Here is a 25,900-nt window from a genome sequence, read left to right on the forward strand (position 1 = left end):
ACGTCCAGACACCAAATGTGCTTCTTGACACCAGCGGGTGGGCACCACCTGACCCAAGGACGAACTCAGTAGTGAAACGAAACAGCGCCGATGATAGTGTAGCATTTGTTATGTGAAAGTAGGTCATTACCAGGCTCCAAATAGTAGAAAGCCCGATTCGAAAGAGTCGGGCTTTTTTACGTCTGCAGGAAAGTGAAAACACAGGAGCAAGGTGTAGGGAAATAGTTGTGGTATAGGGAATAACTAGTTGGGAAAATTAATATGTGGCTTTATGCGAATAAGTTACTAAGCTTGTGCGTAATTTGACTTGTTGCCTAACCAGCGTTGAATGAGAGGGTCTACATACTGAGGATATTGCTTCAACATCTGTTGTGCTATGGGTCTAACTTGATTTAAGGTTTGCTTATCTCTTGTTAAGTCTGCAATTTTAAATTCTGCTAAGCCGGTTTGTTTGGTCCCAAGAACTTCACCTGGGCCGCGTATTTCTAAATCACGCTCTGCGATAACAAATCCGTCGTTACTATCGCGCAGTACTCCTAACCGTTTCTGTGCGGTATGTGAAAGTGGTGCATGGTATAAAAGCACGCAGTGAGATGCTGTAGCTCCACGGCCTACGCGGCCACGTAGTTGGTGAAGCTGTGCTAAACCTAAGCGCTCAGGGTTTTCGATAATAATTAAACTCGCATTAGGCACATCAACCCCAACTTCGATCACGGTTGTTGCCACAAGTACATGAATGTTACCCGCTTTAAAGTCGCTCATAATGGCTTGCTTTTCCGTAGCTTTCATTCGCCCATGGACTAAGCCAATAGCAAGCTCAGGTAATGCTTCTTTTAGCTGTAATGCACTGTCTTCCGCTGCTTGGCATTGTAGTACTTCAGACTCGTCTATTAGTGTACATACCCAGTAAACCTGTCGACCTTGTTCGTTACAGGCAAGTTTTACGCGACTAATAATGTCATCTCGACGAGTATCAGGAATCGCAACTGTAGTGATAGGAGTCCGCCCAGGTGGTAATTCGTCAATCACCGAGGTTTCTAAGTCTGCATAGGCGGTCATTGCGAGCGTACGCGGTATTGGTGTTGCTGTCATTACTAGTTGATGTGGGTAACAATCAGCAAAGCGGCCTTTTTCACGCAGTGATAAACGTTGATGAACCCCAAAGCGGTGTTGCTCATCAATAATGATAAGTACAAGATTGTTAAATTTTACTTCATCTTGAAATAACGCATGAGTACCGATAATCATTTGCGCTTCACCTGAGGCGATCATTGCAAGTGTACTTACGCGCTCTTTACCTTTTGTTTTACCACCTAACCAAGCAACCGTTATTCCAAGGCTTTCAAACCAGCTAGAAAAGTTGATTCCGTGTTGCTCTGACAATATCTCTGTTGGCGCCATTAATGCGACCTGGTAGCCTTTTGCTATCGCAGTTAACGCGCTCAGTGCTGCGACTAGTGTTTTACCAGAGCCAACGTCCCCTTGGACAAGTCGCATCATAGGGTAAGCGTGTTGCATATCTGCTTTAATTTCTGATACCACACGGCTTTGTGCATTGGTTGGCGCAAAGGGTAATTGTGCTAAAAATTGTGTTTCTAATAAATTAGTGGGCTCAAGTGCAACGGCATTAACTTGTTGTCCTTGTTCTCTTACTTTTAATAAACTGAGATTTTGCGCCAGTAATTCTTCAAATACGAGCCGCTGCTGAGCTGGGTGAGTCCCTTGCTCAAGCGCACTTATATCAACATCATTAGGAGGGCGATGCAGTAATAATAACGCATCACTTAACGGTAGTTGCGATGGTTGCCATTGTTGGGGAAGTAGCTCTTCTACTGCATACTTTTGAAGTAATTCTATTGCCTGTTCACTCAACGCCCTAATAGAGAGCTGCTTTAACCCCTCGGTTGTTGAATAGACTGGCGTAAGTGTTGATGATGTTGGTTGTTGTTCAAAAGTGTCGCTAATACTGTATTCAGGATGACTCATTTCAAAGCCAATACGTCCGCGACGTATTTCGCCAAAGCAACGAATTATTTTGCCTGTGCTAAATGCATTTTTTTGTGCTGCGGTAAAATTAAAAAATCGTAGTGTTAACCTACCTGTACCATCATTTATTTGGCAAACCAGCATGCGCCGCTTTCCAAAGGTTATTTGACTGGTTTCAATGGTTGCTTGAACAGTTACGTGGCTATGAGGGGTCAACTCACTAATTGTATAAATACGGGTTCTGTCTTCATACCTAAGCGGCAAATGAAATAGCATGTCCTGTACTGTACTAATACCTAGCTTTAAAAGCCGTTCAGCCATTTTAGGACCAACGCCTTTAAGTTCTGTGATTGGGTATTGGCTTAAGCTAGGTTTAGACAATGTAGGCTCAATTATTATTATTTAGTAAGTTAAGTGTACTGATACACTGTATATGCATCAAGTATGTTTTAACGCCTGCCAAAACTGTTCATCAGCAACAATTTCGCCGTTTTCATCAAGAGCAGGGTAAGGTAGGTTTTTTTGTTTGCATTGCCTTGCAATAATTGGGTGGCAGCCTTCAAAGTACATTGGGTGCTTAATTTCTTCACTCAGCATATTTCTATTGTATAAACCAGCTAGATCACGTTGACGCTGCGCCTCAAATAAAATTAGGGCTGCTGCAACGGATACATTTAACGACTGCACCATGCCTTGCATTGGAATAATGATGTTTTGATCTGCATACTCTAAGGCTTGTGGAGAGATCCCCGTTTTTTCTTGGCCGACAATAATTGCAGTCGGTTTAGTATAATCAATTTCTCTGAAGTCGACAGCATCTTCACTTAAATGCGTCGCTAAAATTTGTACATCAGGATTATGAGTACGCATACTCGCAACGGCATCATCTATGTTTCTGTGAAGATGTGTGTCTAACCAGTTTTTACTGCCACCTGAGGTATTATTGGTTAGCCACTTTTGTTTTTCTGGCCACACGGCATGCACATGATGACAACCAACGGCATCAGCCGTTCTAACAATTGCTGATAAGTTATGGTGTTTGTGTACGTCTTCTAAGCATACGGTAAGGTCGGTTTGACGACGTGAAAGTACATTTTCAATTCTTTGGTAACGAGTTTGCTGCATGGGAGTCCTCTTTTTCGGCAAATTATACGAGATTTTTCACCTTAAGGCACCACTGTTCGACTAATCGGGTTTTGTAATGAGATCAGGGTTTCGGTTGATTGAATGGCTTCTATTGCCTGTATTTTATTGATTAATACATCTTGTAGATGATCGATAGAGCGAGTCATTACTTTAATAAAAATACTGTAATTACCAGTGGTGTAATATGCTTCGACCACTTCCTCTAATGATTCTAATTTTATAAGTGTTTGCGGATAATCGCGCGCGTTGTTCAAATTAATACCAATAAAACAACACACATCGTAACCTAATTGCTTTGTATTAATGGTTAGTTGAGTACCTGTGATGATCTCTGCATGTTTCATTTTTTCGATTCGCACATGAATTGTTCCTGCGCTTACACTAAAGCGTTTTGCTAATTCAGCATAAGGTGTACGCGCATTATCCATTAATGCATGCAGAATCTGTTTATCAAGATTATCGATTTGATAATTTTCCATAGATTTAACCGTCTTTAATTATGGTATTAGTTATTTTTATACCACTTTTTTAATGGCTTTAATATCGTAAAGCTATTTTTATTATGGGATATTGAATTAAATAGTTTAATTGTTACGATAACCTCATTGAAGCGTGATTGTGCGCTAAGTAGTAAATACAATAACTGGGAATGAGGCCAATTATTATGAGTTCACATTATGTGCAGCAGCAGCAGCAAATAAGTAAAGTTAAGCAGTTCTTTTCGCAGCAATTAGAACAAAAACTGGGCTTAATTGAAGTTCAAGCGCCTATTTTAGCTAAAGTAGGCGACGGTACACAGGATAACTTAAGTGGGCACGAGAACGCCGTGGCTGTGAATATTAAAGCGATTGCAGATAGCCGTTACGAAGTGGTGCATTCTCTTGCTAAGTGGAAGCGTAAAACCTTGGGTGAATATGGCTTTTCACAAGGTGAGGGAATTTATACGCAAATGAAAGCGTTGCGACCTGATGAAGATTCATTAAGCCCAATCCATTCTGTTTATGTTGATCAATGGGATTGGGAGCAAGTTATTTGTGAAAGTACGCAACGTTCGCTATCTACTCTCAAGCAAACGGTTGAAACGATTTACCAAGGTATTAAAGCCACTGAACAATATGTTAGTGCAAGCTTTGGCTTAAGAGCATTTTTGCCAGCTAAAATTACTTTTGTACACAGTGAAGAACTGCGTAAAATGTACCCTGACTTTAGCGCTAAGCAGCGTGAGAAAGCGATTGCTCAAGAATATGGTGCTGTGTTTTTAATTGGTATTGGCGGAGCATTAAGTGATGGTAAAATTCATGATGTGAGAGCGCCAGATTACGACGATTGGTCAACACCAACATGTGATCAGTATGTGGGATTAAATGGCGATATTTTAGTATGGAATCCAATTCTTGAAGATGCTTTCGAAATATCATCTATGGGAATTCGAGTGAGCCCTGAAGTTTTGCAAGCTCAATTGGGAATTACCGGTGACGAAGACCGTTTAGAGTTTGATTGGCATAAAGCATTGTTAGAAAGTAAATTTCCTCAAACAATTGGTGGTGGTATTGGTCAGTCTCGCTTGGCTATGCTGTTATTACAAAAACAACACATAGGGCAAGTGCAGGTAGGTGTGTGGCCAGCGCAAACCTATGACAGTGTAGACGGCTTACTATAAAGAATAAGGGGCTGGTACTAACAGCCCCTTATAATTAAGTTTTAAACTCAATTTCTATTTTATTGTTTTCTAACTTAACATTACTTGGTGGAAAGTTGCGAGTTGTTTTAAGTAACTTGTTGAATATATGGATTTCCACTCCAGAATGTAAAACGGTATTTACGGTTAAAATGGCTTCATCGAGCATGGTATTTAGTTTTTGCTCTAAACTCGCTATCTGCTTTTCTAGTTGTTCAGCTTGTTGACTATGATGTATCTGAGTTGATCCAATCTTATTCATGAGCTCGCTTTTTTTATCAGCATCTTTAATTAAATCTGCTTTTTCTAATGCAGCTTGTAAGCTATCAACCTGTTCATTTGCAGCTGTTAATTCACTAAAATATTTATCAATATCTTTGGTCATTTGAGTAGCTGAAGCGGCTAAATTAATTGCCATTTTAGCCCCTGATTCGTTACCAATTTCTCCGGCAATTAGTTTAGTGGCATCTAAAATTTCACCTCCAAATAACTTTCCTTTAGGTAGTTCTGATTGACCAATTTGAATTATATTTTTTGCTTTCATTGAGCTGTGGCTGGCTTGGCGGTCAAGCAATATGCTGTTAGCTTCAATGTAGCAATATTGAGAGTGTGAGGCATGCATATCACCTGCGCAAATTATTCTGCAAGACAGTGATTTATCTTCAGGCTTTTGATGGCCAATCACCCCTTGTTTTACAAGTATATCGCCACCGGCGGTTAATTCTCCAGATTCGACTGTACCAAAAACGGTAATGTCACCTGTTGCATTTATCCTCATTCCTGGCTCTACATTTTTACTAACTATTACACTACCTTCAAAGTCGATATGGCCTGTTTTTACAGACACATCGTTAACAGTGAAAATATCGTCAACACGCATTCCGTTATTTATTTCAACAGGCACGCCAGCAATAGTTGAAAGTAATTCCATCGGGTTATTTTTTGATATTTCAGTACCCTCACCTGCAATTAGGGCATGAACTTGCCCTGGTTTGGCTGGTAAAACATCACCTATCACGGTAAACCCTTCTTGACCAGGAGTAGCAGGTTGCTGCTGGATTAGTAATTCACCCGGTTTAACACTTGCTAATTTACCAAAATCACGCATATCAACACTACCGTCTTCTTTTAATTTGGGTGCTTTAAGGCGGTCTTTTAAGGTTTTAACCATGGCTTTAAATTTACTATCTTGGCCGTCAGTAGGTAAACGTCCTTTAGCAAGTGGCCCGCTAACTACAGAGCCAGGTGGAAGCTCAAATTGCTTTTGTAAAAGCTGCTCTAAAAATGCTTGTTTATAACCTCTAGCAACATGCGCTTTCACTAATTCTTTTTTAGCTTCATCAAAACTGAGTGTTGCGCCACCTTTGGCGAGAGTGAGCGTGCCAGTGGCTAGCATTTTATCATCGCTGATTTCAACGATTAAGGTTGCATCGTGGGGTGTTGCAACGACTAAGATTCGTTCAGGTGTTTCACTGTTGAAATAGTTATTTATGGCGTCATGATCGATTTCACACTCGCTGTAAGGCGATTGTTCAATTGCTTCAATGATAAAAGCAGCACTGGTGGGTGCAGATTTACTCGTATCGAGCAATACATTGCCATTATGAGCAAGCTTAAACACAAGTTATCCTTTTCTACTACAAAAGTAAGGTTTAATAAAATAACGTGATTACAGAGTGCTAGAATTTTAGTTTTGAGTCAAGATTTCATCAAAGTGTAGCTACAGAATGGGATAAAAGCTATGAGCGGCGCTCATAGCTTATAGAGGTTAGTTTGTTGAAGGAAGTTCCATAATGCCGTCAATTTCTACTTGTACACCTTTAGGGAGTGCACGAACGCCAATAGCTGCACGCGCAGGGTAAGGCTGTTTAAAATATTGGCTCATAACTTCGTTCACAATGGCAAAGTTTGAAAGATCAGTAAGGTAAATATTAACTTTTACTAGGTCTTGAATAGAACCGCCAGCTTCCTCACAAACCGCACTGATATTTTTAAATACTTGATGTGTTTGCTCACTAAAGTCTTCAGAAATAACGTCCATTGTTTCTGGGACAAGTGGTATTTGCCCTGATAAATAAACAGCTGTACCCACTTTTACTGCTTGGCTATATGTACCAATTGCTGCAGGTGCTTTATCCGTTGATATAAATGCTTTATTCATGATGTTCCTATTTTATTTTTTACGATAGACTTTTTGTACATCGGGCATAACACGTATGCGGCGCATAATATTGGCGACATGAATACGGTTTTTAACTGTGATCCCTAAGTCTATCACGTATAAATTACTTTCTTTTTCATCGGTAGCTATTTCTACAATATTGGCCTGCGTAGTGGCGACCACATTGGTTAATTTAGCCAGCGCACCTTGGTGGTTAATGATTTCTACTCTTAAAGTCGCTATATATTCTTTTTCTGGATTATCATCCCATTTTACGACTAGGTATTTCGAACGATCATTTTCCCAACCACGAATATTTTTACACTCTTGGCGATGAACGGTTAAACCTTTACCTTGGCTAACATGGGCAGTAATAGCGTCTCCAGGTACAGGACGACAACATTTAGAATAATTAACCAACATGCCTTCGGTACCAATAATGGTTGCTTTGGCACGCTTTGCGATATCGTTTAAATCATCATTGTCGTTTTGTAATAAGCGCTTAGCAATTAACATGCTCATTAAATTACCTGAACCAATTTCTACTAATAATTCTAAAGTAGAGGAAAGCTCATGCTCTTCAAGCACTCGGGTAATATTTTCAGCTGGCAGGTTATCAAATTTGTTTTCCCCTAGCGCTGAGTCAAGTAAGCGACGACCAAGTAATAACGCTTCTTCATGCTGTTGACTTTTAAGGTAGTTGCGTACGCCCAAGCGTGCTTTGCCAGTAACAATAAAGTTAAGCCATGTTGCGTTAGGGTGAGCGCCTGAACTGGTAATAATTTCTATTGTTTGCCCTGTATCAATGGCTTTACTTAAAGGGTAAGGCTTGCGGTTCACACGTGCACCGACACAAGTATTACCTACATCAGTATGAACGGCATAAGCAAAATCAACCGCTGTTGCACCCATAGGAAGTTCAATAATCCGACCATCTGGGGTAAAGACATAAATTTCTTCTGGGAATAGCTCTGTTTTTACATTCTCTACAAATTCAAACGAGGAACCTGCGCTTTGTTGTAATTCCAATAAGCTTTGCATCCATTGGCGTGCGCGCTGTTGTGCAGTATGACCCGCATTATCACCCGACTTTTTATACATCCAGTGAGCTGCGACCCCTTTATCAGCCATGTGATCCATATCTAAAGTACGAATTTGAATTTCTACTGGAATACCATGCGGGCCAACTAAAGAAGTATGTAATGATTGGTAACCATTAGTTTTTGGTACAGCAATATAGTCTTTAAAACGGGTTTCGATTGGCTTATATAAGTTATGAGCTACACCAAGTACGCGATAACAGGTATCCATAGAGTCTACTGCAATACGAAATGCGTAAATATCCATGACTTCGTTAAACAGCAGCTCTTTGTTGAGCATTTTTTTATAAATACTGTATAGATGCTTTTCACGGCCTGATACGGTCGCTTTTATGCCAGATTCTTCAAGGCGAGCTTCAATTTCAGTTTGAATATTTGAAATAACTTCTTTGCGATTACCACGCGCTTTAGCCACTTCCGATTTAAGTGCACGATGACGCATAGGGTACAGTGCTTGAAAACCTAAATCTTCTAGCTCATTTTTTATATCATGAATACCTAAGCGATTAGCAATTGGTGCATAAATCTCAAGGGTTTCACGAGCAATACGGCGGCGTTTATCAGGACGAAGTGCGCCTAATGTGCGCATGTTGTGTGTTCTATCAGCTAGCTTGATTAAAATAACCCGAATATCTTGGGTCATTGCCATAATCATTTTTCGATAGTTTTCAGCTTGGAACTCTTTTTTATCTTTGAAGCTCAATTTATCAAGTTTGCTCACACCCTCTACGAGTTCTGCCACCGTTTCACCAAATATTTCAGCTAAATCTTGTTGGCTAAAATCGGTATCTTCAATCACATCATGCATGAGTGCTGCCATGAGCGTTTCATGGTCAAGATGCATGCTTGCTAATATTTGAGTGACTTCAACGGGGTGAGTAATGTAAGGCTCGCCACTTGAACGAGTTTGACCCTCATGAGCCTCTCGGGCTACCACGTAGGCTTTTTGAACTAGCTCAACATCGTCTGCTGGCAAGTATTTTGAGATTTTCTTTTTAAGACCTTCAAAAAGATACATTCACACTCCAATGTTCTCGTGAAGCAAATAAGTTAGGATAAGTTACGAATATACGATGAAAACAAAGGATTGCCAACGGCTATAGTTGAAAAACTATGCCGTTAGCTAAATCAGACCGGGCGGTTGATTATTGGTTGCCACCAACAATGGCAGCAACAGCAGCTAGTTCTGCCGCTTCTTGATGTTGTTGTTCTTCACGGTCAATAACATCCATTGAAGAATTATCAACTAAACCAAGTTCGATTTCACGTAAGGCAACAACTGTCGGCTTATCGTTCTCAGGATCTACTAGTGGATCTTTACCACCAACAGCAATTTGGCGGGCACGACGGGCCGCAACTAAAATTAAGTCAAAACGATTACCAATTGCATCTACTGCATCTTCAACTGTTACGCGAGCCATCTTAGCACTCCAAAATAATTTAAAAGCAAAGGCGTAGTTTACTGCACGCAGCAAGTTTCGCCAATAGCCAGTGGTTAATTTTTATCTATTTTAAGGCATGAACCGAAAATTAATCGTAATTTAGATTACTTGAGCAGCTCATTAATTAAAGTTTGATGACGTGTTGTTTGTGCTTTTAGCCTTAATCGCTGTGCAATTACTATGGTTTCTAAATCGCGTAAAGCAGTATCAAAATCATCATTCACTACAACATAGTCGTATTCGTTGTAATGAGAGGTTTCTGATTGAGCTTGCGCCATTCGACCTGCAATAATTTCAGCAGAGTCTTGGCCGCGATTATTTAAACGTTGTTCTAGCTCTTGTTTTGATGGCGGAAGAATAAAGATAGTTTTTACGTCGTCCATTATTTCTCGAACTTGGCGAGCGCCTTGCCAGTCAATATCTAAAAATACATCAATGCCTGCGGCGAGTTGCTCTTCAATCGCTTGCTTAGAAGTACCATAATAGTTATCAAATACTTGTGCCCATTCAAAAAAATCATCTTTGGCAATCAGCGCTTTAAACTCATCAACTGATACAAAGTGGTAATGTTCTGCATTATTTTCACCAGGGCGCGGTGCGCGAGTGGTGTGCGATACCGATACTTTCATATCAGCATGCTTTTTAAGTAGTGCATTTATTAAGCTAGATTTACCTGCCCCAGAAGGTGCCGATAAAATGAATAAGTTTCCGCGAGAGTGTGCCATGATTTTTTACCTAAAATGAACAAGCACAGCCATTAAAAAGGCCAGCCTTAATTCCTCTATTGTACTTTATTTAATGAAGCTTACTCAACTGCTGCATGTTTAAAGCAAATAGCCAGTGTCTACGAGCACAGGTACAGAAAGCTGGTGAAGATACTTTTGGCTCTCGCATAATGCAAATACATGTGTTGCAACTTGCATATCTAAGTGATGTAATTTTTTATTATTATTTAAATTCAATAGGTTAAAGTTTGGAATAAAGTCTGCATTAGTTCAACTATGTAACTATAGAGGGCTTACGTATGAAATTAACCCATCTCGGAAAAGTTTGCTGTGTATTGTGGCCTTGCACCGTTCTTAGTCAGCCATTTGAGAATTGTCCAAGCCAGGCTTTTTTAATGCAAGATGCTAAAGCACAGTTATACGGTATAGATTTAGTATCGGCTAAGCCTACGGTGTTAGCCGCGACTTTAACGTTTGCTACTGAGGCAAACAATGAAAGCGTAAATGCCATTGGCTTTAATTATAAAGATCAGTATTTGTATGGCTTTAGTCGCCAAGCACCAAAAAGTGTGGTGCAAATAGACAGTAACTACCAAATGGCTCGCTTAAATATCACAGGGCTGCCAGATACTAATTTTTATGTAGGTGACATTCAGGTAACAGGCGATGCAGCAAATCAGCGCGCTTCATATTATGTTTATACTCCTCGGTATGGGCTTTACGAAATTGATTTAAACTTAGATTTAACCGCTGAGATTACTGCGCAGCTTTTACCTAATAGTGCTAACTGGAATTTAGGGATTTATGATTTTGCCTTTCATCCACAAAGTAATTTACTTTATGCAGTTGAATCAAATGGTGATTTGCATGAAATTAACGTTGCTAATAATACTTCTAAATTTATAACTCAGCTCGATATTGGTGATGATACGGGCGCATTTGGTGCCGCTTACTTTGACATTGACGGTCAGTTTTACTTTAGTAATAACAAAAGCGGAAAAATACATAAAGTTGATTTAAGTATTAGCCCCGTAGTTGACTACACACCAACAGCAAACGTATTTACCTCAGGACCTAAATCTAGTCAAAATGATGGTGCGCGATGCGCTATTGCAGAAGTTGCAGTTACCGATAGTTCTATCGATTTTGGTGATGCTCCTCGTCCATATAACACGAGTCTTGAGCAAAGTGGTGCTCGACACTTATTTGATCCTAATAGTACTGGTAGTAATCTTATTTACTTGGGTGAAACGGTCGATGGTGAAAACATCAATACGAATGATGATTTAATCAAGAATCCCATTGATGACTCCGATGACGGGGTTAGTTTTGTAACCGCGATTGCTGCAGGGCAAGATAGCCAAATTATTGTTAACGCGTCAGCTGATAGCTTTTTATATGCTTGGTTTGACTGGGATCAAAATGGTGGCTTTAGTGAATCTGAGCGCATGGTAACTAAGTATCCGCTTAACAAAGGTGATAATAGTATTTTAGTTAGCGTACCGAGCAATGTTAAAGCAGGGCAAACATGGGCTCGCTTTCGAGTTACTGATGGCTCCGAGGCATCATTAATTACTGCCACGGGTGGGGTGCTAGGTGGCGAAGTGGAAGATTATCCAATAACCACATTTGCTAGCGCTGTTTATCCTGGTGAAAACGATTGGGTTACGCTTGCCTATGAAGATAAATGGCCGTTCTCAGGCGATTACGACTTTAATGATGTCGTTGTAAATTATCGTACTACGCAGCTGATTGAAGGAAGCAATGTGGTTGGCTATAAAATTGATGGTCAACTTGTTGGAGTGGGCGCAACTTATCACAATGGTTTTGCTGTAAGGCTTACAGAAACTACTAATAGCACAACCAATGCTATTTTAAGCAGTGAAATTGATGAGCAAAATATCATTTACACTATCAATGGAGAGCCGCAACTAGACTCGCCATTAGAAGCAAACCGTGAGCAGGCAATTTTGATTTTCATGCAGGACACTTGGCAACATATTACGAAGCAAGCCGGCTGTGATTACTTTAGAACCGAAAGCAATTGTGACGTAAACAGTAAAGTAACGTTTAGTATGACTATTCCATTAAAAGCAGCTAAAGCGCTAGCGAATGCACCTGGTACACTTCTCGATCCGTTCATTTTTGGTAGCGAAGGATTTTATCATGGTGACTTTTTAGTTGGTAAAAATGCAAGAAGCTGGGAGGTTCATCTAAAAAACCAAGCGCCAACAGAGGCTTTCGATAGTAGTTTATTCGCTGTTAATGGTGCAGATGATGCCACTCAGCAAGCCTCTGAGTTATTTTTTCAAACTGAAAATGGCCTTCCCTGGGCGATTGAAGTCGGTATGCAGTGGCTACATCCACTTGAAGGGGTAGACATCACCAACGCTTATGATCGTTTTGCTAATTTTGCACAGTCGTCAGGTCAGCAAGCGCCGCAGTGGTTTAACAGTTACAACGCACCGAGTGTGGTTGTTAAAGGAGAACAGTAATGAATAAATTAACCGTTATCTTATGCTCATTATCACTGTTAACAGCCTGCGGGGGCGGAGGCGATGAAAGTGCAGCACCTGCCCCGACTAATGTAGCTCCACCAGTTGCTGATCCAGTAACAGCTGAGCCCCAAGGAATGGCAAACTTAGTTATCAATAATGACTTTAACTTATCAACAAAATTTAATTTAGCTATTGATGTAGCGCTTTCTAGAGGTGATGAAAGAGCGTATCTGAATATTTGTCAGAAAAAATCGAATGCAGAGCGAGCAGATTACAATAATTGCTTATTTAGAGCCCCTTTAACGCAAGGTGCACTCACAACTACCCTTGCGATGAGCAGACAAGATATTGAGCTAGTAGCGGAAATTTGGTTTTACGATACCAGCACCCAACCACTTGCTTTTACTTGGCAGTTTGATGCTCAAACACAAAACCAAATGTTTGAGATTAGATAACATCAGGTTATGTCGAGTTCTGGTTAAGTTTTATCGGCTTAATTGATAAAACTCAAAGTTAAGATAAAGAATATACTCAGGTATATTCTTTTTTTATTGTTAAAAGGGGCGTTCATGTTCAAGGTTATTTCGAGTAGGCGGTGTAATTCAAAAAGAGGTTATAGCATTGCTGTTATCGCAGTAATTGCCTTGATGCTAATTGTTGCCGCATTTAATCCGTGGCAATTTTATTACGCTGATTTATTAATATCCTTTCGGTTTCCTTTGTTAGCTGCTGCGTTGTTTTTTGCACTGTTACTGCTTGCGCTAAAAAAACTATGGCTAGGGGGAGTGATTGCGATTATTTGTATTATCAATTTAAGTTCACTTTTACCGCTGCATTCATTAGAAGTCATTCCCTCGAAGGCTGCGATAACAGTTAAGCAAATTAATCTAAATTACAATAATCCCTATGTAGACATGCATCTAAAGAACTTACAAAACCAGCAATGGGATGTGCTTGTTTTTCAGGAGTTTAGCGATTTAAACCGGCATTTGCTCAAACCGTTTTTAAATAAAGCTAGTTTGTTTGGTTATCGCGAAGTCGAAGGGATCCCCTACGGCATTGTGGTTATTTCGCGTTTACCGATTATACACAGACAGCAAGTTAAATTAGATGGCGACCGATTAGGTTATATTAAGCTTAAGCTGTTATTAGATAAACATCCTATTACCGCTTTTATTGCCCATCCACCTTCACCAAGAACTGCTACTCATTGGCATAATCGTAATCGGTTATTATCAGCAATGAACGAGGCGAGTGCAAAAGAGATAGATCCTTGGTTTATTGCGGGAGATTTAAATATTGTTCCCTGGTCGAGCTATTTTAATTGGTTTAATGCGCAAAGTTGTTATGCAGCTGCAAATGCATATACCAGCTTTGCACCTACTGCAATAAAACACACTTTAATGACAGGCTTGCCAATTGACCATTGTATTTTCAATCAAGAGTTTAATTTATCTTCTCTGGAAGTGAGTGAGTTTAAAGGCAGCGATCATAAAATATTAAGTTATACATTAAATTTAAAAAGTTAGGTGAAGTATTTACTTTAGGCCAATACAAAACAAATAGCTTAAACGCTATTTGCTGTGTATTGGCGAAGTATTTATGATGCAGTAGTAAATGTGTTTTTTAAATCATGTAATAAATGGCGTAAATTACGTTTATGCGGGAATAACGTAAACGCGGCAGTTGTAGTCGATAACGCTTTAAATTTTGCGCCTATTTCTCGATAATACTCACCGTAGCATTCTAATATACGTGCCTGTGCTTTTATTTGTGCAATCATTCCAGCATCTCTTTTGCAACGTGAAACAATTTCTTTCATCGCGTTGAGCCTATTTTTACGATTCGCAGTAATAGAGCCCGCTCTCATTAAGTAATCCATGGCTATGCGCGGTGAAAAAGCTACATCACCAATTCTTGCAAGTTTTAACCAGCAATCCCAATCACTTGCGCTGTTTAATACGTTATCAAATCGGCCGATATAATTAATGGCTGAGCGTTTAACCATAACTGAAGAGGTTCCTATTACATTAGCAAAAATAAGCAAGTCCATTGGCGACTTTAAATTTTGGTAGCCCATATTTTTCTTATCAACAAATTTTGAAAATTCAGGCCAAAAAGAAAAGCAATCCACAATAGGCTCATAGTCTTCATTTACATGCATATAGTTAGTAAAGCTTAAAACACATTCGGAGTTTTCTTTCATATAACCTAATTGCTCATACAGTTTATCATCACTCCAATAGTCGTCGGCATCTAAGAATGCAATGTAGTCCCCTTTAGAAGCTGCAATAGCGCGGTTGCGTACATTAACTACACCGGTATTTTCTTGTTCTAAAATAACCAGCTGTGGAAATGTGTTCTGCGCTTTTCTCAACCATTCAACACTGCCATCGGTTGAGCCATCGTCTACAACGATAATTTCTAGATTGACATTTTTTTGAGCAATAACACTACTCAGTGCCTTTGCTAAATACTGTTTGCAATTGTAGTTTGGGATAATAACGCTTATTTCTATATTCATGAGCTGCACCCTGGCTTCTATTAATTAACTAGATAAGTGCTACGCAAGTTAAGCGCCAAGTATTTTTATAGCTTTGTGGAGTGTTTTTTGTCTAATGCTTTGCATTTTGCAATATATGTTCGCAAATTGACTTTAATCTAACCATTTTTAGTGCTTTTTAACTGGGCATGGTTCTTGCGAAATAACCATTAGAATCTTTTGGAGTATTTAGCATGAAACATATAGGCATTGTTGTACCAAGCTTCCATATCCCGTCAGAAACCTTTGTGGTGACAGAAATAAATGCACTTGTTAAAGCAGGTCATAAAGTAAGTGTTATTACCTTTGAGAATTTAAATACCAGTGCAAATCTCGATAGCAGTGTAAATGTAATTATCATTAAAAAGTCTTTTAGTGCTGCTGCTAAATTTGCAATGTCTAAGCCGCTAGTAGCTCTTAACGCTGCTAAAATTGCTTTTCGCTTTACCTCAATCTCAGCCATGTCGCTTCTAGGGTATGGGTTAAACATTGCAGAAATAATTAAGCGGCACGGTATCTCTCATATACATTGTCACTTTATGCATGCACCGTTGGCATACTCGATTGTTGCTAGCAAAATTGCGGGTATTAGTGTCTCTTCAATCGGTCATGGTCATGATGTATATGTAAACGATACCGATCTCAAACTCAAGCTTTCGTTATGTGATTTCTCGGTTGCTGTGTGTAAAGACATGGCTCAAAAACTAAGTAATTACAAAGTTGGAAAAGTTGAGCTATTGCATTGTGGTGTTGATTTAAGTTTATTTAGCAGCACTCCAAATCGACTTCATGAGTCTGTTAAATTGTTATTCATTGGGCGCTTAGTTGAAAAGAAAGGACTGCAATTTCTATTACCCGCTATAAAAAAATTAAGTAAAAAATACGCCATATGTCTAGACATCGTGGGCGAAGGCCCATTAATGAATGATTTAAAGTTTTTGTGTGAAGAGCTTGGGCTTGATAAAGATGTTCGATTTTTAGGGCGTCGTACGCCTCTTTGGTTATCAAAAAATACCAGTAACTACTCAGCACTGGTTGCGCCATTTTGTGTATCTAGTAATGGTGACAGAGACACTGGGCCAGTAGTTCTTAAAGAAGCTATGGCCAGTGGTATTCCTGTGCTAACGACCAAGCTTATGGGGGCAAAAGAAATTGTAAATGATTCTGTTGGTTTTAAATGTGAGCCTTCAAGCATTATTGGTTTAGAGACTATCTTAACTCAATTCTGTGAGCTTAATCCCTATGAAAGATATGCCAAAGGTATCAATGCTAAACGATTGGTAGCAAATAAATTTAATGCCAGCTCACAAGCTAAAAAGTTGTCATCTTGGGTGCAAAACTCATAAGGAATGAAGATGAACGGACTTAAGCAAATAGCCTATTTTGGACTATCAACATTATTGCTCAAAGGGCTTGGCTTTGCTTTACTCCCTATATCGACTCGTCTTTTAAGCCCTGCACAGTTTGGTGAACTTAATTTTTTAGTCTCTATTTCAGCCGTAATGTCTTTGTTGTTGTGCCTAGGCTTACCTGAGCTCCTTTTTAAACAGCAAATGAAAAGCGTTGTTTGTAAGCAGGCTTTATTTAGGGATGCGTTGATTTTATGTAGTATGTTAAGCACTGCATTTGTAATTGCTGTTGTATTGTTTGCTGACCTATTGCTGAATTTATTACCTATCTCTGTTAACCAGATAGATCTGCAACTATTAGCCGTTAACTTGGCATTTTCGTCGGTATTGTCGATTGTATTTTGCTTTTTTAGATATTACGAAATGGCTAAGCAGTTTTGCTATTTAGCTGTTTTACAAGGGGTAGGGCAAACTCTACTCACCATCGTCTTGCTATATCTAGGCTTTGGTGTAACCGGCGTTATGCTTTCTGGTGTGGTAGCGAGTTTTATTGTACTGATATTGTCACTGTGGCAAATAGCACGCACGATTAATATTAGTTTTAAATGTATCGCATGGAATATTACGACTAAGAATACGCTATTTTTGTTAAGCATTATTATCTCTTCGCTCTTTGTGTACGCTAATAATGGCGCAGAAAACTGGTATATTGCAGCCAGTGTGGGCAAAGAAAAGCTCGCTCAATATTATGTCGCTCTGCAATTTGCAGTCATGACCTCGTTCACATTTGAGCCAATCAGAATGTGGTGGTTTTCACGCCGTTTTGACGAGTTAACCTCAAGCCGCAACCACTATGTGTTTTTATGTGAATTAAGCCTTGAGATTGCGATTACCCTTTGCTGCATAATGCTACTTTTAGCGCCGCACTTATTCACCCTCGTTTTACCACAAAATTATTTACTTAATGCCTGGTTATTACCCAGTTTAATACTCATTGTTGTGCTGAGACACCATAGCGATTTACTTAATATTGGTTGTTATGTTCACTATAACGGCTTGTTTGTGACTATTATTAATGCAGTGAGTGCTACGAGCGTATTAATTGCATTAAGTTTTTTAGTGCCAAAATGGGGAATATTAGGTGCTGTTGTATCGTTAGCATTGGCGCAAACTTTAAAAACGCTACTGTTTGTAGTTATTAGTCAAAAGCTAGAGCATTTAGCATTTAAAGTACACAGTCTGCTCCCTAGCTGGCTGTGCTTTATTCTTGTGTTTTCGTTAAGTGTGACTCAAGTGTCTTACTACATTGTAGGACAGGTTGCTGTGTTGATATGTTTGTTTGCGGTGTTATTTAAAAAGTATAAACACCACATCACGGGAATATTGCAACGGCTTTTAGCAAGGAAGGCGCATGGTTAACTGGTATAAAGAGCATTACTTATTAATAAATGGCTTAGTGATAACGGCGCTTATTTTAAGCTTATATTCGTTATTTGGGCCCATAGCTGCTTTTGCTTTATTGTTACTGCCATTTGCTGGCGTATTAGCCGTGCGTATTAGTACTGTGTTTATTATCTTATTTATTTTATTTAGTTATTTTAGGATCCATGAGGCATTTGTATTTTTAATGCCGCTTAAAATCCCTAAACTCTTAGCGCTAGCCTCTTTACTGGCCATTTTCTGGCATTTATTTATTTCCAAAACATTAAAACCGCATTGGAGCTCAGCTCATCTTATTTTTGTCATTTGGTTTGTGTGGCTTACCGTGTGTGTGTTTTCGGCTTCAAACCGTGGCGTTGCTATTGAGTATTGGTCTGGAGTGTTGGTTAAAGTTTTTATTATGGTGTTTGTGATCAGCTGGTGGTTAACGCGATTTTCTCACTTTAGTTACGTAAGACTAGGAATTATGATTTCTGGTGTGGCCATTGCGCTGGTGGCACTGAATAACAAAATTAATGGTGTGGGGCTAGTTGAGGGCACCCGAGTCACTATTTCTCGAGAGTATCGTTCACAACTGGGCGATCCTAATGATTTATCTTTAGTGCTGATGTTTCCTGTGTCTTTTTTAGCTGCTGAATTATTTAATACATACAACAATCCATATCGACGATTATTTGCAGGCGTTGGTTTAATTTTGGCTATTTCAGGAGTAATAGCTACGCAAAGCCGAGGCGGCCTATTAGGTATTGCTGCTATTTTAAGTTTCTTTTTATATCAAAAGGTAAAAAATCCAGTGGTTGTGGCTGCATGTGGGGCAGTTGCCATGCTTGCCATGATGGTCTTTGCGGGGATTTCAGATAGGCAAAGTGGTGGTGCTGCAGAAAGTGGAGTTGATGAGTCTGCTATGGGTCGAATATATGCTTGGCAAGCTGCAATAAACATGGCGCTTGCTAACCCGCTAACAGGAGTTGGGGTAAATAACTTCTTCGTAAACTATTACTTTTATAGCCCGCACTGGGATGGCAAGAATCATGCAGTGCATAGTACGTGGTTTCAGGTGCTTGGTGAAACAGGCTTTGTTGGTATATGTATTTTTTTACTGGTTATCGCCAGTATTTATCGCAGCTTGTCTCGAGTATTTTGCATTAATAAGCTTAACTTTAATTCTGAAGTGACAGTGAATGCTAATGCGCTAAAAGCCGGTTTAATTGGTTTTATGGTTGCAGGTACGTTTTTAACTCAAGCTTTTACGTGGCCTTTGTACATCATTTTGTCGCTGACCATTGCCCTAGAAAAGCTGACTATCGATAGTAATAAGGATTCGTCTTATGGTGACCCAACTAAAGTATTGGCTAAAAAATAGTAACAGTCCCTCGGCAAAACGTTTGTTTAAATTTGCAAAGTCGCTGCGTAATCCACAGCTACCCGTTATTCCTCTACTACATAGTGGGCTTTATCATCTGCACCATTTTATAAAGCAGTTTGTTCATGAACTGCTGAGAATATTTTATTACACCCCATTATTTAAAAGCCAAATTCAAGGCAGTAAAAAACGTTTATATTTATATTCGGGTATGCCTCAGGTAATTGGTAAATTAAGGGTTGAATGTAAAAACGATGTCAGGATCTCGGGGATCAGCACTTTGTGTGGCCGTGTAAGTAATGAGCGTGAGCCTCTACTAAGTATTGGTAATAATGTTGATATTGGCTGGCAAAATGCGTTTTCGGTAGGACGAAAAATTGTACTTGAAGATGATGTAAGACTTGCGGGACGTGTTTTTTTAGCAGGCTTTCCTGGTCACCCAATTGATTGTGAACGTCGTGCGAACGGCCAAAGTGATGACGAGAGTCAAATTGGCGATATTATTATTAAGCGTGGAGCATGGATTGGGACCGGTGTTACGGTACTTGCTGGAGTAACCATAGGTAAAGGAGCCATTATAGGGGCGGGCAGTGTGGTAACCAAAGATATTCCCGATTTTACTATTGTCGCAGGTAATCCGGCTAAAGTAGTCAAAAACATAGTGGAGTGAGCGAATGAAATTTATTGTTTTTGCAGAAGATTGGGGGAGCCACCCTAGTAGTACTCAGCATTTATTTTCAGAGCTTGCAAAAAGACAGCAAGTGAATTGGGTTAATTCTGTGGGAATGCGTAAACCTAGCGTAAAGCTGCACGACATAAAACGTATTTTTAATAAATTTAAGCAGCTATTTCAACCCTCTAATAATAGTAAAATAGCCACGCCTAAAAATATGACGGTATATAAACTGCCTATTTTACCATGGCATGATAATGGCTTAGTGCGCTGTTATAACCGTTGGGTTTTCTCTCGTCATATTGGTGCTCATAAAACCAGTGAACCTATTGTATATTGGTTAAGTGTGCCAACGGCATGCTATCTGTTTGATAAAAGAGCCACCGACTCGCTAATTTATTATTGTGGTGACGATTTTAGTGCGCTGGCTGGGGTTGATCCTATGCTGATTGCGCCTTTTGAGCAGCAGCTGATTAAAAACGCAGATCTTATTTATGTGATCAGCGAGTTATTAAAAACTAAAATGCCTGCTGAAAAAACTAAGTTACTAACACATGGCGTGAGCTTTGATTTATTTACGAGTAATGTCGACAAAGCCGCAGAAATCAGCGCTATTAAAGCCCCCATTATTGGCTTTTATGGCAGTATCAATGCCTGGCTAGATATCCCTTTATTAATGGCGTTGGCCACTGCTAGGCCGCAATATCAATTGGTATTAGTTGGCGATATTACCACTCCCATTTCAGGGTTGTTGCAGTTTAAAAATGTAACGCATATTAGTGCGGTTGAGCATAAACGGTTGGTATCTTTCTCGGCTCATTGGGATGTATCTATTTTACCATTTGTCGATAATGAGCAAATTAGGGCTTGCGACCCGCTTAAATTAAAAGAATATTTAGCGGTAGGCAAACCGATAGTCGCAACCGATTTCGCGGCAGTGAATCATTATCACTCGCAAATTTTTATCGCTCAGTCACAGAATAACTTTATTGAAAAAATTGATCAGGCGTTGTCACTCAGTCAAGCAAAATTAAGTTTATTGCATGCAGTCCAAAAAAACATAGCGAAAGAGCATAGCTGGCCGGTAAAAGCTCTCACTGTGATCAACGATCTACAAATATTAAATCCCTCCGATTAAACCATAACTATAATATTGGCGCGCCCTGTGCAACTACTCCATTAAAGAAGGCTATTTACGCTGTAAATTTTTATTTTGCAAATAGCCGCAAAGTTTCGCATAGCAATATGCAAATCAATGGGTAGCGAATATGTTAGTTAGAGAGCAAATAAAAAGATTACTTTATTTAGCTTTGTACGCTGTTTACACCAGGGCAAAGTTATTTGTTTTGCCGTTGCTGATTGTACCCGTAGTAGTGATTGTACTCGCGGCAACGTCACAAAAACAATATACAAACCACGCCACTATTCTTATAGAAGAATCGGCGCTGCTTAATCCCTATTTAGATGATTTGTCGTTCTCGTTTGATTTATCAAATAGGATGGCAGCTTTGCGTACCTTAGTGATTAGCCGCAAAGTTCTGATTGCCGTGGCAAAAGAAACCAATTTAGTACCAAAGGATGCATCCCCCGCCAAAATAGAAAAAATACATCAAGAGCTTTCACAGGCGCTTTCCTTATCATTGGTGGGAGACGAGCTAGTTCGGGTTAACTTTATTTGGCATGACCAAACCCAAATGAAGGCGGTGCTTGAAAAAGTGGTAGAGAAATTTATAGAAAGTTTATTAGCCCCAACGAAAGCATCACTGGATACCTCTGAGCAATTTTTTTATCAGCAACTGGTAAGTTTAAGAGAAGAGTTGGAGATTTCTGAGGCTTCATTGGCAAGCTTTAAAGCAAAAAACAGTAATACCTTACCCGCTGTTTTACACAGTAATAGGCAAACTTTCGATAAGTTATTAAGTGATCAACAACAAAAGTCCATTGTGCTCTCAGGCGCTAATGCCAAGCTTGAGGCACTTACTACAAAAATGGGTCAAGCAAACCCGATTCTCGGTCGTATAGAAGAGAAAATAATTACTGCAGAATCAGAGCTCAGTTTTTTAAAAACCCGCTATACCGATAAACACAGCAAAGTGGTTTCAAAAAAGCGCGAACTACTCAGCATTAGAGCACGGCAACAAGCGTTAATTGAAAGTGGTAAAGGCCTTGATGCCACTAATATTGATCAGCTTTGGCAAATGGCTAATACCTTACCCAGTGGAAATGACAATGAAAGTAATGTGTTGGTGTCACAAATACTCGCTCTAGAAGAAGCTAAAAATAATGTTCTGCAGCATCAGCAAGAATACGACATGTTAGAAAAACAAGTCAATGCAGTGAGCGAGCGCTTACTAGTAACCAGTGATATAGAAAAACAACTTAGAAAGCTCGAGCGTGACTACGATGTTAAACAGTCATTATATAAAGACATGTTAGGGCGTTACGAAATGGCAAAAGTGACAGGCAAGCTGGTTAAGTATGAAGGCCCTGACAAAGTTAAAACCATTGAGCGAGCTTATAGTCCTACTCAACCAATTAATACTTCACTCGTGATGGCAATTATTATGGGTATTGTTTTAGGCATATTTACCAGTGTCACCTGTGTGTTTGTTGCTACCTTATTCGACAGTCATTTAAAAGATATTCAAACCATTGAAAAACTATCGTCACTAGACGTGGTTACCATTTTACCCATTGTTGGTCACAGCACTTTACATGCTGGGGTTAGTCCATCGATGCACTTCCTTAAAGAGGGAAATTAACATGAACGTTTTACATTTAGTTCAACACTTTAAAATAGGTGGGCTGGAAAAAATGGCCGTGACTTTGATGCAAAAAAGTCGATTTGCAAACACCAGTATTCTTGTTTCTTTGGAAGGAACTGAAAGGGATGCAATAAATGAATGGCCGGCACTGTCAGCCTTTGAGCAAAAACTTATAAGCTTAAACAAAGCCCCTAAATTTGAACTAAGTGTAATTAAAAAGCTTAGTGAAATAATTAAAAAACATAATATTACAGTGATTCATAGCCATCACATTGGCCCAATGCTTTACGCTAGCCTCACCTGTTTAGTTAATCCAAGTATTAAACACGTATCGACAATTCATGATGCGTGGTATTTAAAAAACTTTAAACAGCGAGTGATCACAAAAGTATTGAATAAGCTGACTAAAATTCATTGGGTGGCCGATGCAAATGTGGTCGCTAATGAGTTTTTCAACGAAACCGCTATTAAAGCTGATAGTACTATTCTTAACGGCATTGATTTTCAACAGTTTATAGATACAGATGACGCTACTGCACGGATTAAGCTTAACTTGCCCCATGACAAAAAGCTCATTGGATGCTCTGCTCGTTTAGAGCCAGGTAAGGGGCATTTAGATTTAATTAAATTACTGCCCGCGCTACCCAAAGAGATTGAACTCGTATTTGCTGGTAATGGCAGTTTACGTTTTTCATTAATGAGTGCTGCAGTGTCACTAGGGGTGGTAGAGCGAGTACATTTCTTAGGAAATGTGCAGCATATGGAATTATTTTATTCTGCCATTAATGTGATGTGCTTGTACTCGCAACGAGAGGGCTTACCTCTGTCTATTTTAGAGTCGATGGCATGTGGCAAAGTAATAGTGGCAACTGATGTCGGTGGCATTAGTGAAGTTGTCAGTGATAAGCAGGGTATTTTAGTAAAACCTAATGATTCTTTTGGCTTAAAACTTGCCCTATTAAAAGCATTGGAAATGAAGCACGGGCAATGCATTCGAGAGTATATTCTCTCAATTGCGGATGCAAACAAAATGAGCGAAGCCTATGACCATTTTTATAATGGTTTAGCTTCATAAGGGGATTACAATGACTTTTTTACTGATTACATTGGCGATTTTGATTGTGTTGGTGTTGTACCATCATGTTGGTTACTTATTGCTATTAAAGCTTTTTAGTAACGATGAAGTGAACATCGAATTAAACGCTACCCCGGCAACCACGCGCTTTGGTATTTTAATGTGCGCCTACAACGAGCAAGAACATATTCGTGAAAAGCTCTATAACCTTGGCTCTATGTTATACAGCACAGAGCAGTATGCCATTCATGTTTATCTTGATGGCTGTACAGACAAAACCTATGACGAGGCGATGATTGCTCAATCGCATCTTGCAAAGCAAAATGTAGTGTGTCATTTGCATTTTAATAAGGTCAATAAAGGCAAGTCGTTTGGTGTTAATGAGTTAATAAAACTAACCAGGCCAAATTACGATGTATTGCTGTTTACCGATGTCAGCGCATTACTCAGCGTTGATGTACTAAATAAAATCGATGCTGATTTTAAAGACCCTCAGGTCAATGTGATCACGGGGGTGTACATATTAGATGACTTAGCCACCAAAGAGCAGCAACAGTATTGGCAGTATCAAAATAAAGTAAAAAGTATGGAGTCATCATTAGGCGCTGTTATTGGCGTACCGGGTGCCATGTTTGCTATACGCGCTGAATATGTTCAGTTATTAGATGCGAGCACTATAAACGATGATTTTATTTTGTCGATGAAAGCACTTAATAAAGGTGGCAAGGCGCTAGTAAATAACGAGATCAACATTGTTGAACGTGAATGCGATGAACAAAGCCATGATTACGCAAGAAGGGTAAGGTTAGGCGCTGGCAATTGGCAACAAGTTAAAATGCTGTCTGAGCTATTTAATCCAAAACTAGGCTGGGTAAGCTTTAATTATATTTCGCACAAGGTATTACGTGGCATTATGCCCATTATACTGGTACTGATTTATGGATTACTAATTTCTCTGGCGGTTTTCTCTAACGTGTTTTTAGCCAAAGTAGCCTGTATTACATTAGCCGCTGTACATGGGCTGGGTGTATTAAAACAGCTTTTGAGCATAAAAGTTAAATGGCCGGTGATCGACAGTATTAACTATTTGGTTGCGGCATACTTGTGTGCTTTTTGGGGGATTATTAAATTTGAACGCGGTGATTATAGTAAGCATTGGCAGCGCGTTCACCAAACTAAGCAGTCTAATAATTTAATAATCAGAGCAGTAAAACGCAGTATTGATATTTTAGGCTCTGCTACTGGCTTAATTGTTCTGTTTCCTGTAATGCTCATGGTTGCATTGGTGATTAAGTTCAGCTCTAAAGGACCAGTGTTGTTTAAACAGTTAAGAGTAGGGCAAAGTGATGATGACTTTGTGGCACTTTTTAACGTATTAAAATTCCGTTCTATGGTGGTTGATGCTGAGGTTAAAAGTGGAGCCGTATGGGCAAGTAAAGATGATCCGCGTATTACCCCAGTAGGGCGCTTTATTCGTAAGACACGGTTAGATGAATTACCTCAGCTTTGGAACGTACTCATAGGTGATATGTCGTTGATAGGCCCTCGCCCTGAACGACCTGTTTTTTATTCAAAACTTGAAAAAGATATTCCCTATTTTTGTCAGCGTACTTATGGCATAAAGCCAGGTATATCTGGGTTAGCGCAAGTAATGAATGGCTATGATGAAACTATTGACGATGCACGTAATAAAATTGGTTGGGATTACGCCTATATGTTGAGCACTTCATCAGCTCGTAGCTGGTGTTATATGGAATTGACTATTTTCTTTAAAACATTGGTTGTTATTTTTACTGGTAAGGGCCAATAACCCGCTTCGCATAATGCAATTGTACACCCAAAAAGCAATTGCATTATGCACTTCTATTTCAAAAATTAATTAGTAAGCCATTAAAGTTTTTATATTTCAATGTCTTAAGTTTGGCATTCTTCTTGTAACTGTCTATTTGAGTTCATA

21 protein-coding genes are annotated in these 25,900 nt (G+C 39.4%); 12 read left to right on the forward strand and 9 right to left on the reverse strand.

Annotation, left to right across the window (positions count from 1 at the left end):
* Positions 1 to 285 precede the first annotated feature (285 nt).
* The 3 genes from recG to asnC are packed head-to-tail and all read right to left on the reverse strand — an operon-like array spanning position 286 to position 3,611.
* Complete coding sequence (gene recG / locus CWB76_RS06500) at positions 286 to 2,367, reverse strand: ATP-dependent DNA helicase RecG (RefSeq protein ID WP_138606301.1); 2,082 nt, start codon at positions 2,365 to 2,367, stop codon at positions 286 to 288.
* Positions 2,368 to 2,424: 57 nt separating this feature from the next.
* Entirely contained in the window at positions 2,425 to 3,111 is a 687-nt protein-coding gene (gene trmH / locus CWB76_RS06505; RefSeq protein ID WP_138606303.1) for a tRNA (guanosine(18)-2'-O)-methyltransferase TrmH, read from the reverse strand.
* Positions 3,112 to 3,152: 41 nt separating this feature from the next.
* Entirely contained in the window at positions 3,153 to 3,611 is a 459-nt protein-coding gene (gene asnC / locus CWB76_RS06510; protein ID WP_138606304.1) for a transcriptional regulator AsnC, read from the reverse strand.
* 185 nt (positions 3,612 to 3,796) lie between these two features.
* Here asnC and asnA point away from each other — a divergent pair, with 185 nt between their 5' ends.
* The gene (gene asnA, locus CWB76_RS06515; RefSeq protein WP_138606306.1) at positions 3,797 to 4,792 is read left to right on the forward strand and encodes an aspartate--ammonia ligase; all 996 of its coding nucleotides are present in this window, start codon (positions 3,797 to 3,799) and stop codon (positions 4,790 to 4,792) included.
* A 34-nt stretch (positions 4,793 to 4,826) separates the two neighbouring features.
* Here the strand turns inward: asnA and CWB76_RS06520 are convergent, their stop codons facing one another.
* The 5 genes from CWB76_RS06520 to gmk all read right to left on the reverse strand — a co-directional run bounded on the left by CWB76_RS06520 (position 4,827) and on the right by gmk (position 10,238).
* Positions 4,827 to 6,431, reverse strand: a complete 1,605-nt coding sequence (locus tag CWB76_RS06520) for a flagellar assembly protein A (RefSeq protein WP_138606308.1) — start codon at positions 6,429 to 6,431, stop codon at positions 4,827 to 4,829.
* 147 nt (positions 6,432 to 6,578) lie between these two features.
* Positions 6,579 to 6,971: a deaminase RidA gene (gene ridA, locus CWB76_RS06525; RefSeq protein ID WP_010392969.1), complete on the reverse strand. Its 393-nt coding sequence runs from the start codon at positions 6,969 to 6,971 to the stop codon at positions 6,579 to 6,581.
* 12 nt (positions 6,972 to 6,983) lie between these two features.
* Positions 6,984 to 9,089, reverse strand: a complete 2,106-nt coding sequence (gene spoT, locus CWB76_RS06530; protein ID WP_109875868.1) for a bifunctional GTP diphosphokinase/guanosine-3',5'-bis pyrophosphate 3'-pyrophosphohydrolase — start codon at positions 9,087 to 9,089, stop codon at positions 6,984 to 6,986.
* Between the two features lie 127 nt (positions 9,090 to 9,216).
* Complete coding sequence (gene rpoZ, locus CWB76_RS06535; RefSeq protein WP_008108220.1) at positions 9,217 to 9,492, reverse strand: DNA-directed RNA polymerase subunit omega; 276 nt, start codon at positions 9,490 to 9,492, stop codon at positions 9,217 to 9,219.
* Between the two features lie 125 nt (positions 9,493 to 9,617).
* Entirely contained in the window at positions 9,618 to 10,238 is a 621-nt protein-coding gene (gene gmk / locus CWB76_RS06540; protein ID WP_138606310.1) for a guanylate kinase, read from the reverse strand.
* A 299-nt stretch (positions 10,239 to 10,537) separates the two neighbouring features.
* Here gmk and CWB76_RS06545 point away from each other — a divergent pair, with 299 nt between their 5' ends.
* From CWB76_RS06545 to CWB76_RS06555, 3 genes are all read left to right on the forward strand, one after another.
* The gene (locus CWB76_RS06545; protein ID WP_138606312.1) at positions 10,538 to 12,733 is read left to right on the forward strand and encodes an LruC domain-containing protein; all 2,196 of its coding nucleotides are present in this window, start codon (positions 10,538 to 10,540) and stop codon (positions 12,731 to 12,733) included.
* Positions 12,733 to 13,191, forward strand: coding sequence for a hypothetical protein (locus CWB76_RS06550; protein ID WP_055013274.1), 459 nt, complete (start codon positions 12,733 to 12,735; stop codon positions 13,189 to 13,191). Before CWB76_RS06545 ends, CWB76_RS06550 begins: the two co-directional genes overlap by 1 nt.
* Positions 13,192 to 13,305: 114 nt before the next feature.
* The gene (locus CWB76_RS06555) at positions 13,306 to 14,265 is read left to right on the forward strand and encodes an endonuclease/exonuclease/phosphatase family protein (RefSeq protein ID WP_249363160.1); all 960 of its coding nucleotides are present in this window, start codon (positions 13,306 to 13,308) and stop codon (positions 14,263 to 14,265) included.
* A 71-nt stretch (positions 14,266 to 14,336) separates the two neighbouring features.
* Here CWB76_RS06555 and CWB76_RS06560 read toward each other — a convergent pair whose 3' ends face one another.
* Positions 14,337 to 15,260 (reverse strand): glycosyltransferase family 2 protein, encoded by a 924-nt coding sequence (locus CWB76_RS06560; RefSeq protein ID WP_138606314.1) that lies wholly within the window; start codon positions 15,258 to 15,260, stop codon positions 14,337 to 14,339.
* Between the two features lie 212 nt (positions 15,261 to 15,472).
* Between CWB76_RS06560 and CWB76_RS06565 the strand changes: the two genes are divergently transcribed.
* From CWB76_RS06565 to CWB76_RS06600, 8 genes are all read left to right on the forward strand, one after another.
* Positions 15,473 to 16,624: a glycosyltransferase gene (locus CWB76_RS06565; protein WP_138606316.1), complete on the forward strand. Its 1,152-nt coding sequence runs from the start codon at positions 15,473 to 15,475 to the stop codon at positions 16,622 to 16,624.
* Between the two features lie 9 nt (positions 16,625 to 16,633).
* On the forward strand, positions 16,634 to 18,046 hold the full coding sequence (locus tag CWB76_RS06570; protein ID WP_138606318.1) for a lipopolysaccharide biosynthesis protein: 1,413 nt from the start codon (positions 16,634 to 16,636) through the stop codon (positions 18,044 to 18,046).
* The gene (locus CWB76_RS06575; RefSeq protein WP_138606320.1) at positions 18,039 to 19,430 is read left to right on the forward strand and encodes an O-antigen ligase family protein; all 1,392 of its coding nucleotides are present in this window, start codon (positions 18,039 to 18,041) and stop codon (positions 19,428 to 19,430) included. Before CWB76_RS06570 ends, CWB76_RS06575 begins: the two co-directional genes overlap by 8 nt.
* Positions 19,396 to 20,100, forward strand: a complete 705-nt coding sequence (locus CWB76_RS06580; RefSeq protein WP_138606321.1) for an acyltransferase — start codon at positions 19,396 to 19,398, stop codon at positions 20,098 to 20,100. The genes CWB76_RS06575 and CWB76_RS06580 overlap by 35 nt, the downstream gene beginning before the upstream one ends.
* 4 nt (positions 20,101 to 20,104) lie before the next feature.
* Positions 20,105 to 21,241 carry a glycosyltransferase gene (locus tag CWB76_RS06585; RefSeq protein ID WP_138606323.1) on the forward strand — a complete coding sequence of 379 codons (1,137 nt, stop codon included), beginning with the start codon at positions 20,105 to 20,107 and terminating at the stop codon, positions 21,239 to 21,241.
* Between the two features lie 130 nt (positions 21,242 to 21,371).
* Positions 21,372 to 22,865, forward strand: coding sequence for a GumC family protein (locus CWB76_RS06590; protein ID WP_138606325.1), 1,494 nt, complete (start codon positions 21,372 to 21,374; stop codon positions 22,863 to 22,865).
* A gap of 1 nt (position 22,866) precedes the next feature.
* Positions 22,867 to 23,943 carry a glycosyltransferase gene (locus tag CWB76_RS06595; protein ID WP_138606327.1) on the forward strand — a complete coding sequence of 359 codons (1,077 nt, stop codon included), beginning with the start codon at positions 22,867 to 22,869 and terminating at the stop codon, positions 23,941 to 23,943.
* A 10-nt stretch (positions 23,944 to 23,953) separates the two neighbouring features.
* On the forward strand, positions 23,954 to 25,753 hold the full coding sequence (locus CWB76_RS06600; protein WP_138606329.1) for a sugar transferase: 1,800 nt from the start codon (positions 23,954 to 23,956) through the stop codon (positions 25,751 to 25,753).
* Positions 25,754 to 25,900 lie beyond the last annotated feature (147 nt).

The organism is Pseudoalteromonas sp. S1609, from assembly GCF_005887255.1.
GTDB lineage: Bacteria > Pseudomonadota > Gammaproteobacteria > Enterobacterales > Alteromonadaceae > Pseudoalteromonas.

What these genes read in the sequence shown, in the direction of transcription:
- trmH (WP_138606303.1), bottom strand. Translation starts at nt 3,111, where the DNA reads ATGCAGCAAACTCGTTACCAAAGAATTGAAAATGTACTTTCACGTCGT.
- asnC (WP_138606304.1), bottom strand. Translation starts at nt 3,611, where the DNA reads ATGGAAAATTATCAAATCGATAATCTTGATAAACAGATTCTGCATGCA.
- asnA (WP_138606306.1), top strand. Translation starts at nt 3,797, where the DNA reads ATGAGTTCACATTATGTGCAGCAGCAGCAGCAAATAAGTAAAGTTAAG.
- ridA (WP_010392969.1), bottom strand. Translation starts at nt 6,971, where the DNA reads ATGAATAAAGCATTTATATCAACGGATAAAGCACCTGCAGCAATTGGT.
- spoT (WP_109875868.1), bottom strand. Translation starts at nt 9,089, where the DNA reads ATGTATCTTTTTGAAGGTCTTAAAAAGAAAATCTCAAAATACTTGCCA.
- rpoZ (WP_008108220.1), bottom strand. Translation starts at nt 9,492, where the DNA reads ATGGCTCGCGTAACAGTTGAAGATGCAGTAGATGCAATTGGTAATCGT.
- gmk (WP_138606310.1), bottom strand. Translation starts at nt 10,238, where the DNA reads ATGGCACACTCTCGCGGAAACTTATTCATTTTATCGGCACCTTCTGGG.
- CWB76_RS06545 (WP_138606312.1), top strand. Translation starts at nt 10,538, where the DNA reads ATGAAATTAACCCATCTCGGAAAAGTTTGCTGTGTATTGTGGCCTTGC.
- CWB76_RS06550 (WP_055013274.1), top strand. Translation starts at nt 12,733, where the DNA reads ATGAATAAATTAACCGTTATCTTATGCTCATTATCACTGTTAACAGCC.
- CWB76_RS06555 (WP_249363160.1), top strand. Translation starts at nt 13,306, where the DNA reads ATGTTCAAGGTTATTTCGAGTAGGCGGTGTAATTCAAAAAGAGGTTAT.
- CWB76_RS06560 (WP_138606314.1), bottom strand. Translation starts at nt 15,260, where the DNA reads ATGAATATAGAAATAAGCGTTATTATCCCAAACTACAATTGCAAACAG.
- CWB76_RS06565 (WP_138606316.1), top strand. Translation starts at nt 15,473, where the DNA reads ATGAAACATATAGGCATTGTTGTACCAAGCTTCCATATCCCGTCAGAA.
- CWB76_RS06570 (WP_138606318.1), top strand. Translation starts at nt 16,634, where the DNA reads ATGAACGGACTTAAGCAAATAGCCTATTTTGGACTATCAACATTATTG.
- CWB76_RS06575 (WP_138606320.1), top strand. Translation starts at nt 18,039, where the DNA reads ATGGTTAACTGGTATAAAGAGCATTACTTATTAATAAATGGCTTAGTG.
- CWB76_RS06580 (WP_138606321.1), top strand. Translation starts at nt 19,396, where the DNA reads ATGGTGACCCAACTAAAGTATTGGCTAAAAAATAGTAACAGTCCCTCG.
- CWB76_RS06585 (WP_138606323.1), top strand. Translation starts at nt 20,105, where the DNA reads ATGAAATTTATTGTTTTTGCAGAAGATTGGGGGAGCCACCCTAGTAGT.
- CWB76_RS06590 (WP_138606325.1), top strand. Translation starts at nt 21,372, where the DNA reads ATGTTAGTTAGAGAGCAAATAAAAAGATTACTTTATTTAGCTTTGTAC.
- CWB76_RS06595 (WP_138606327.1), top strand. Translation starts at nt 22,867, where the DNA reads ATGAACGTTTTACATTTAGTTCAACACTTTAAAATAGGTGGGCTGGAA.
- CWB76_RS06600 (WP_138606329.1), top strand. Translation starts at nt 23,954, where the DNA reads ATGACTTTTTTACTGATTACATTGGCGATTTTGATTGTGTTGGTGTTG.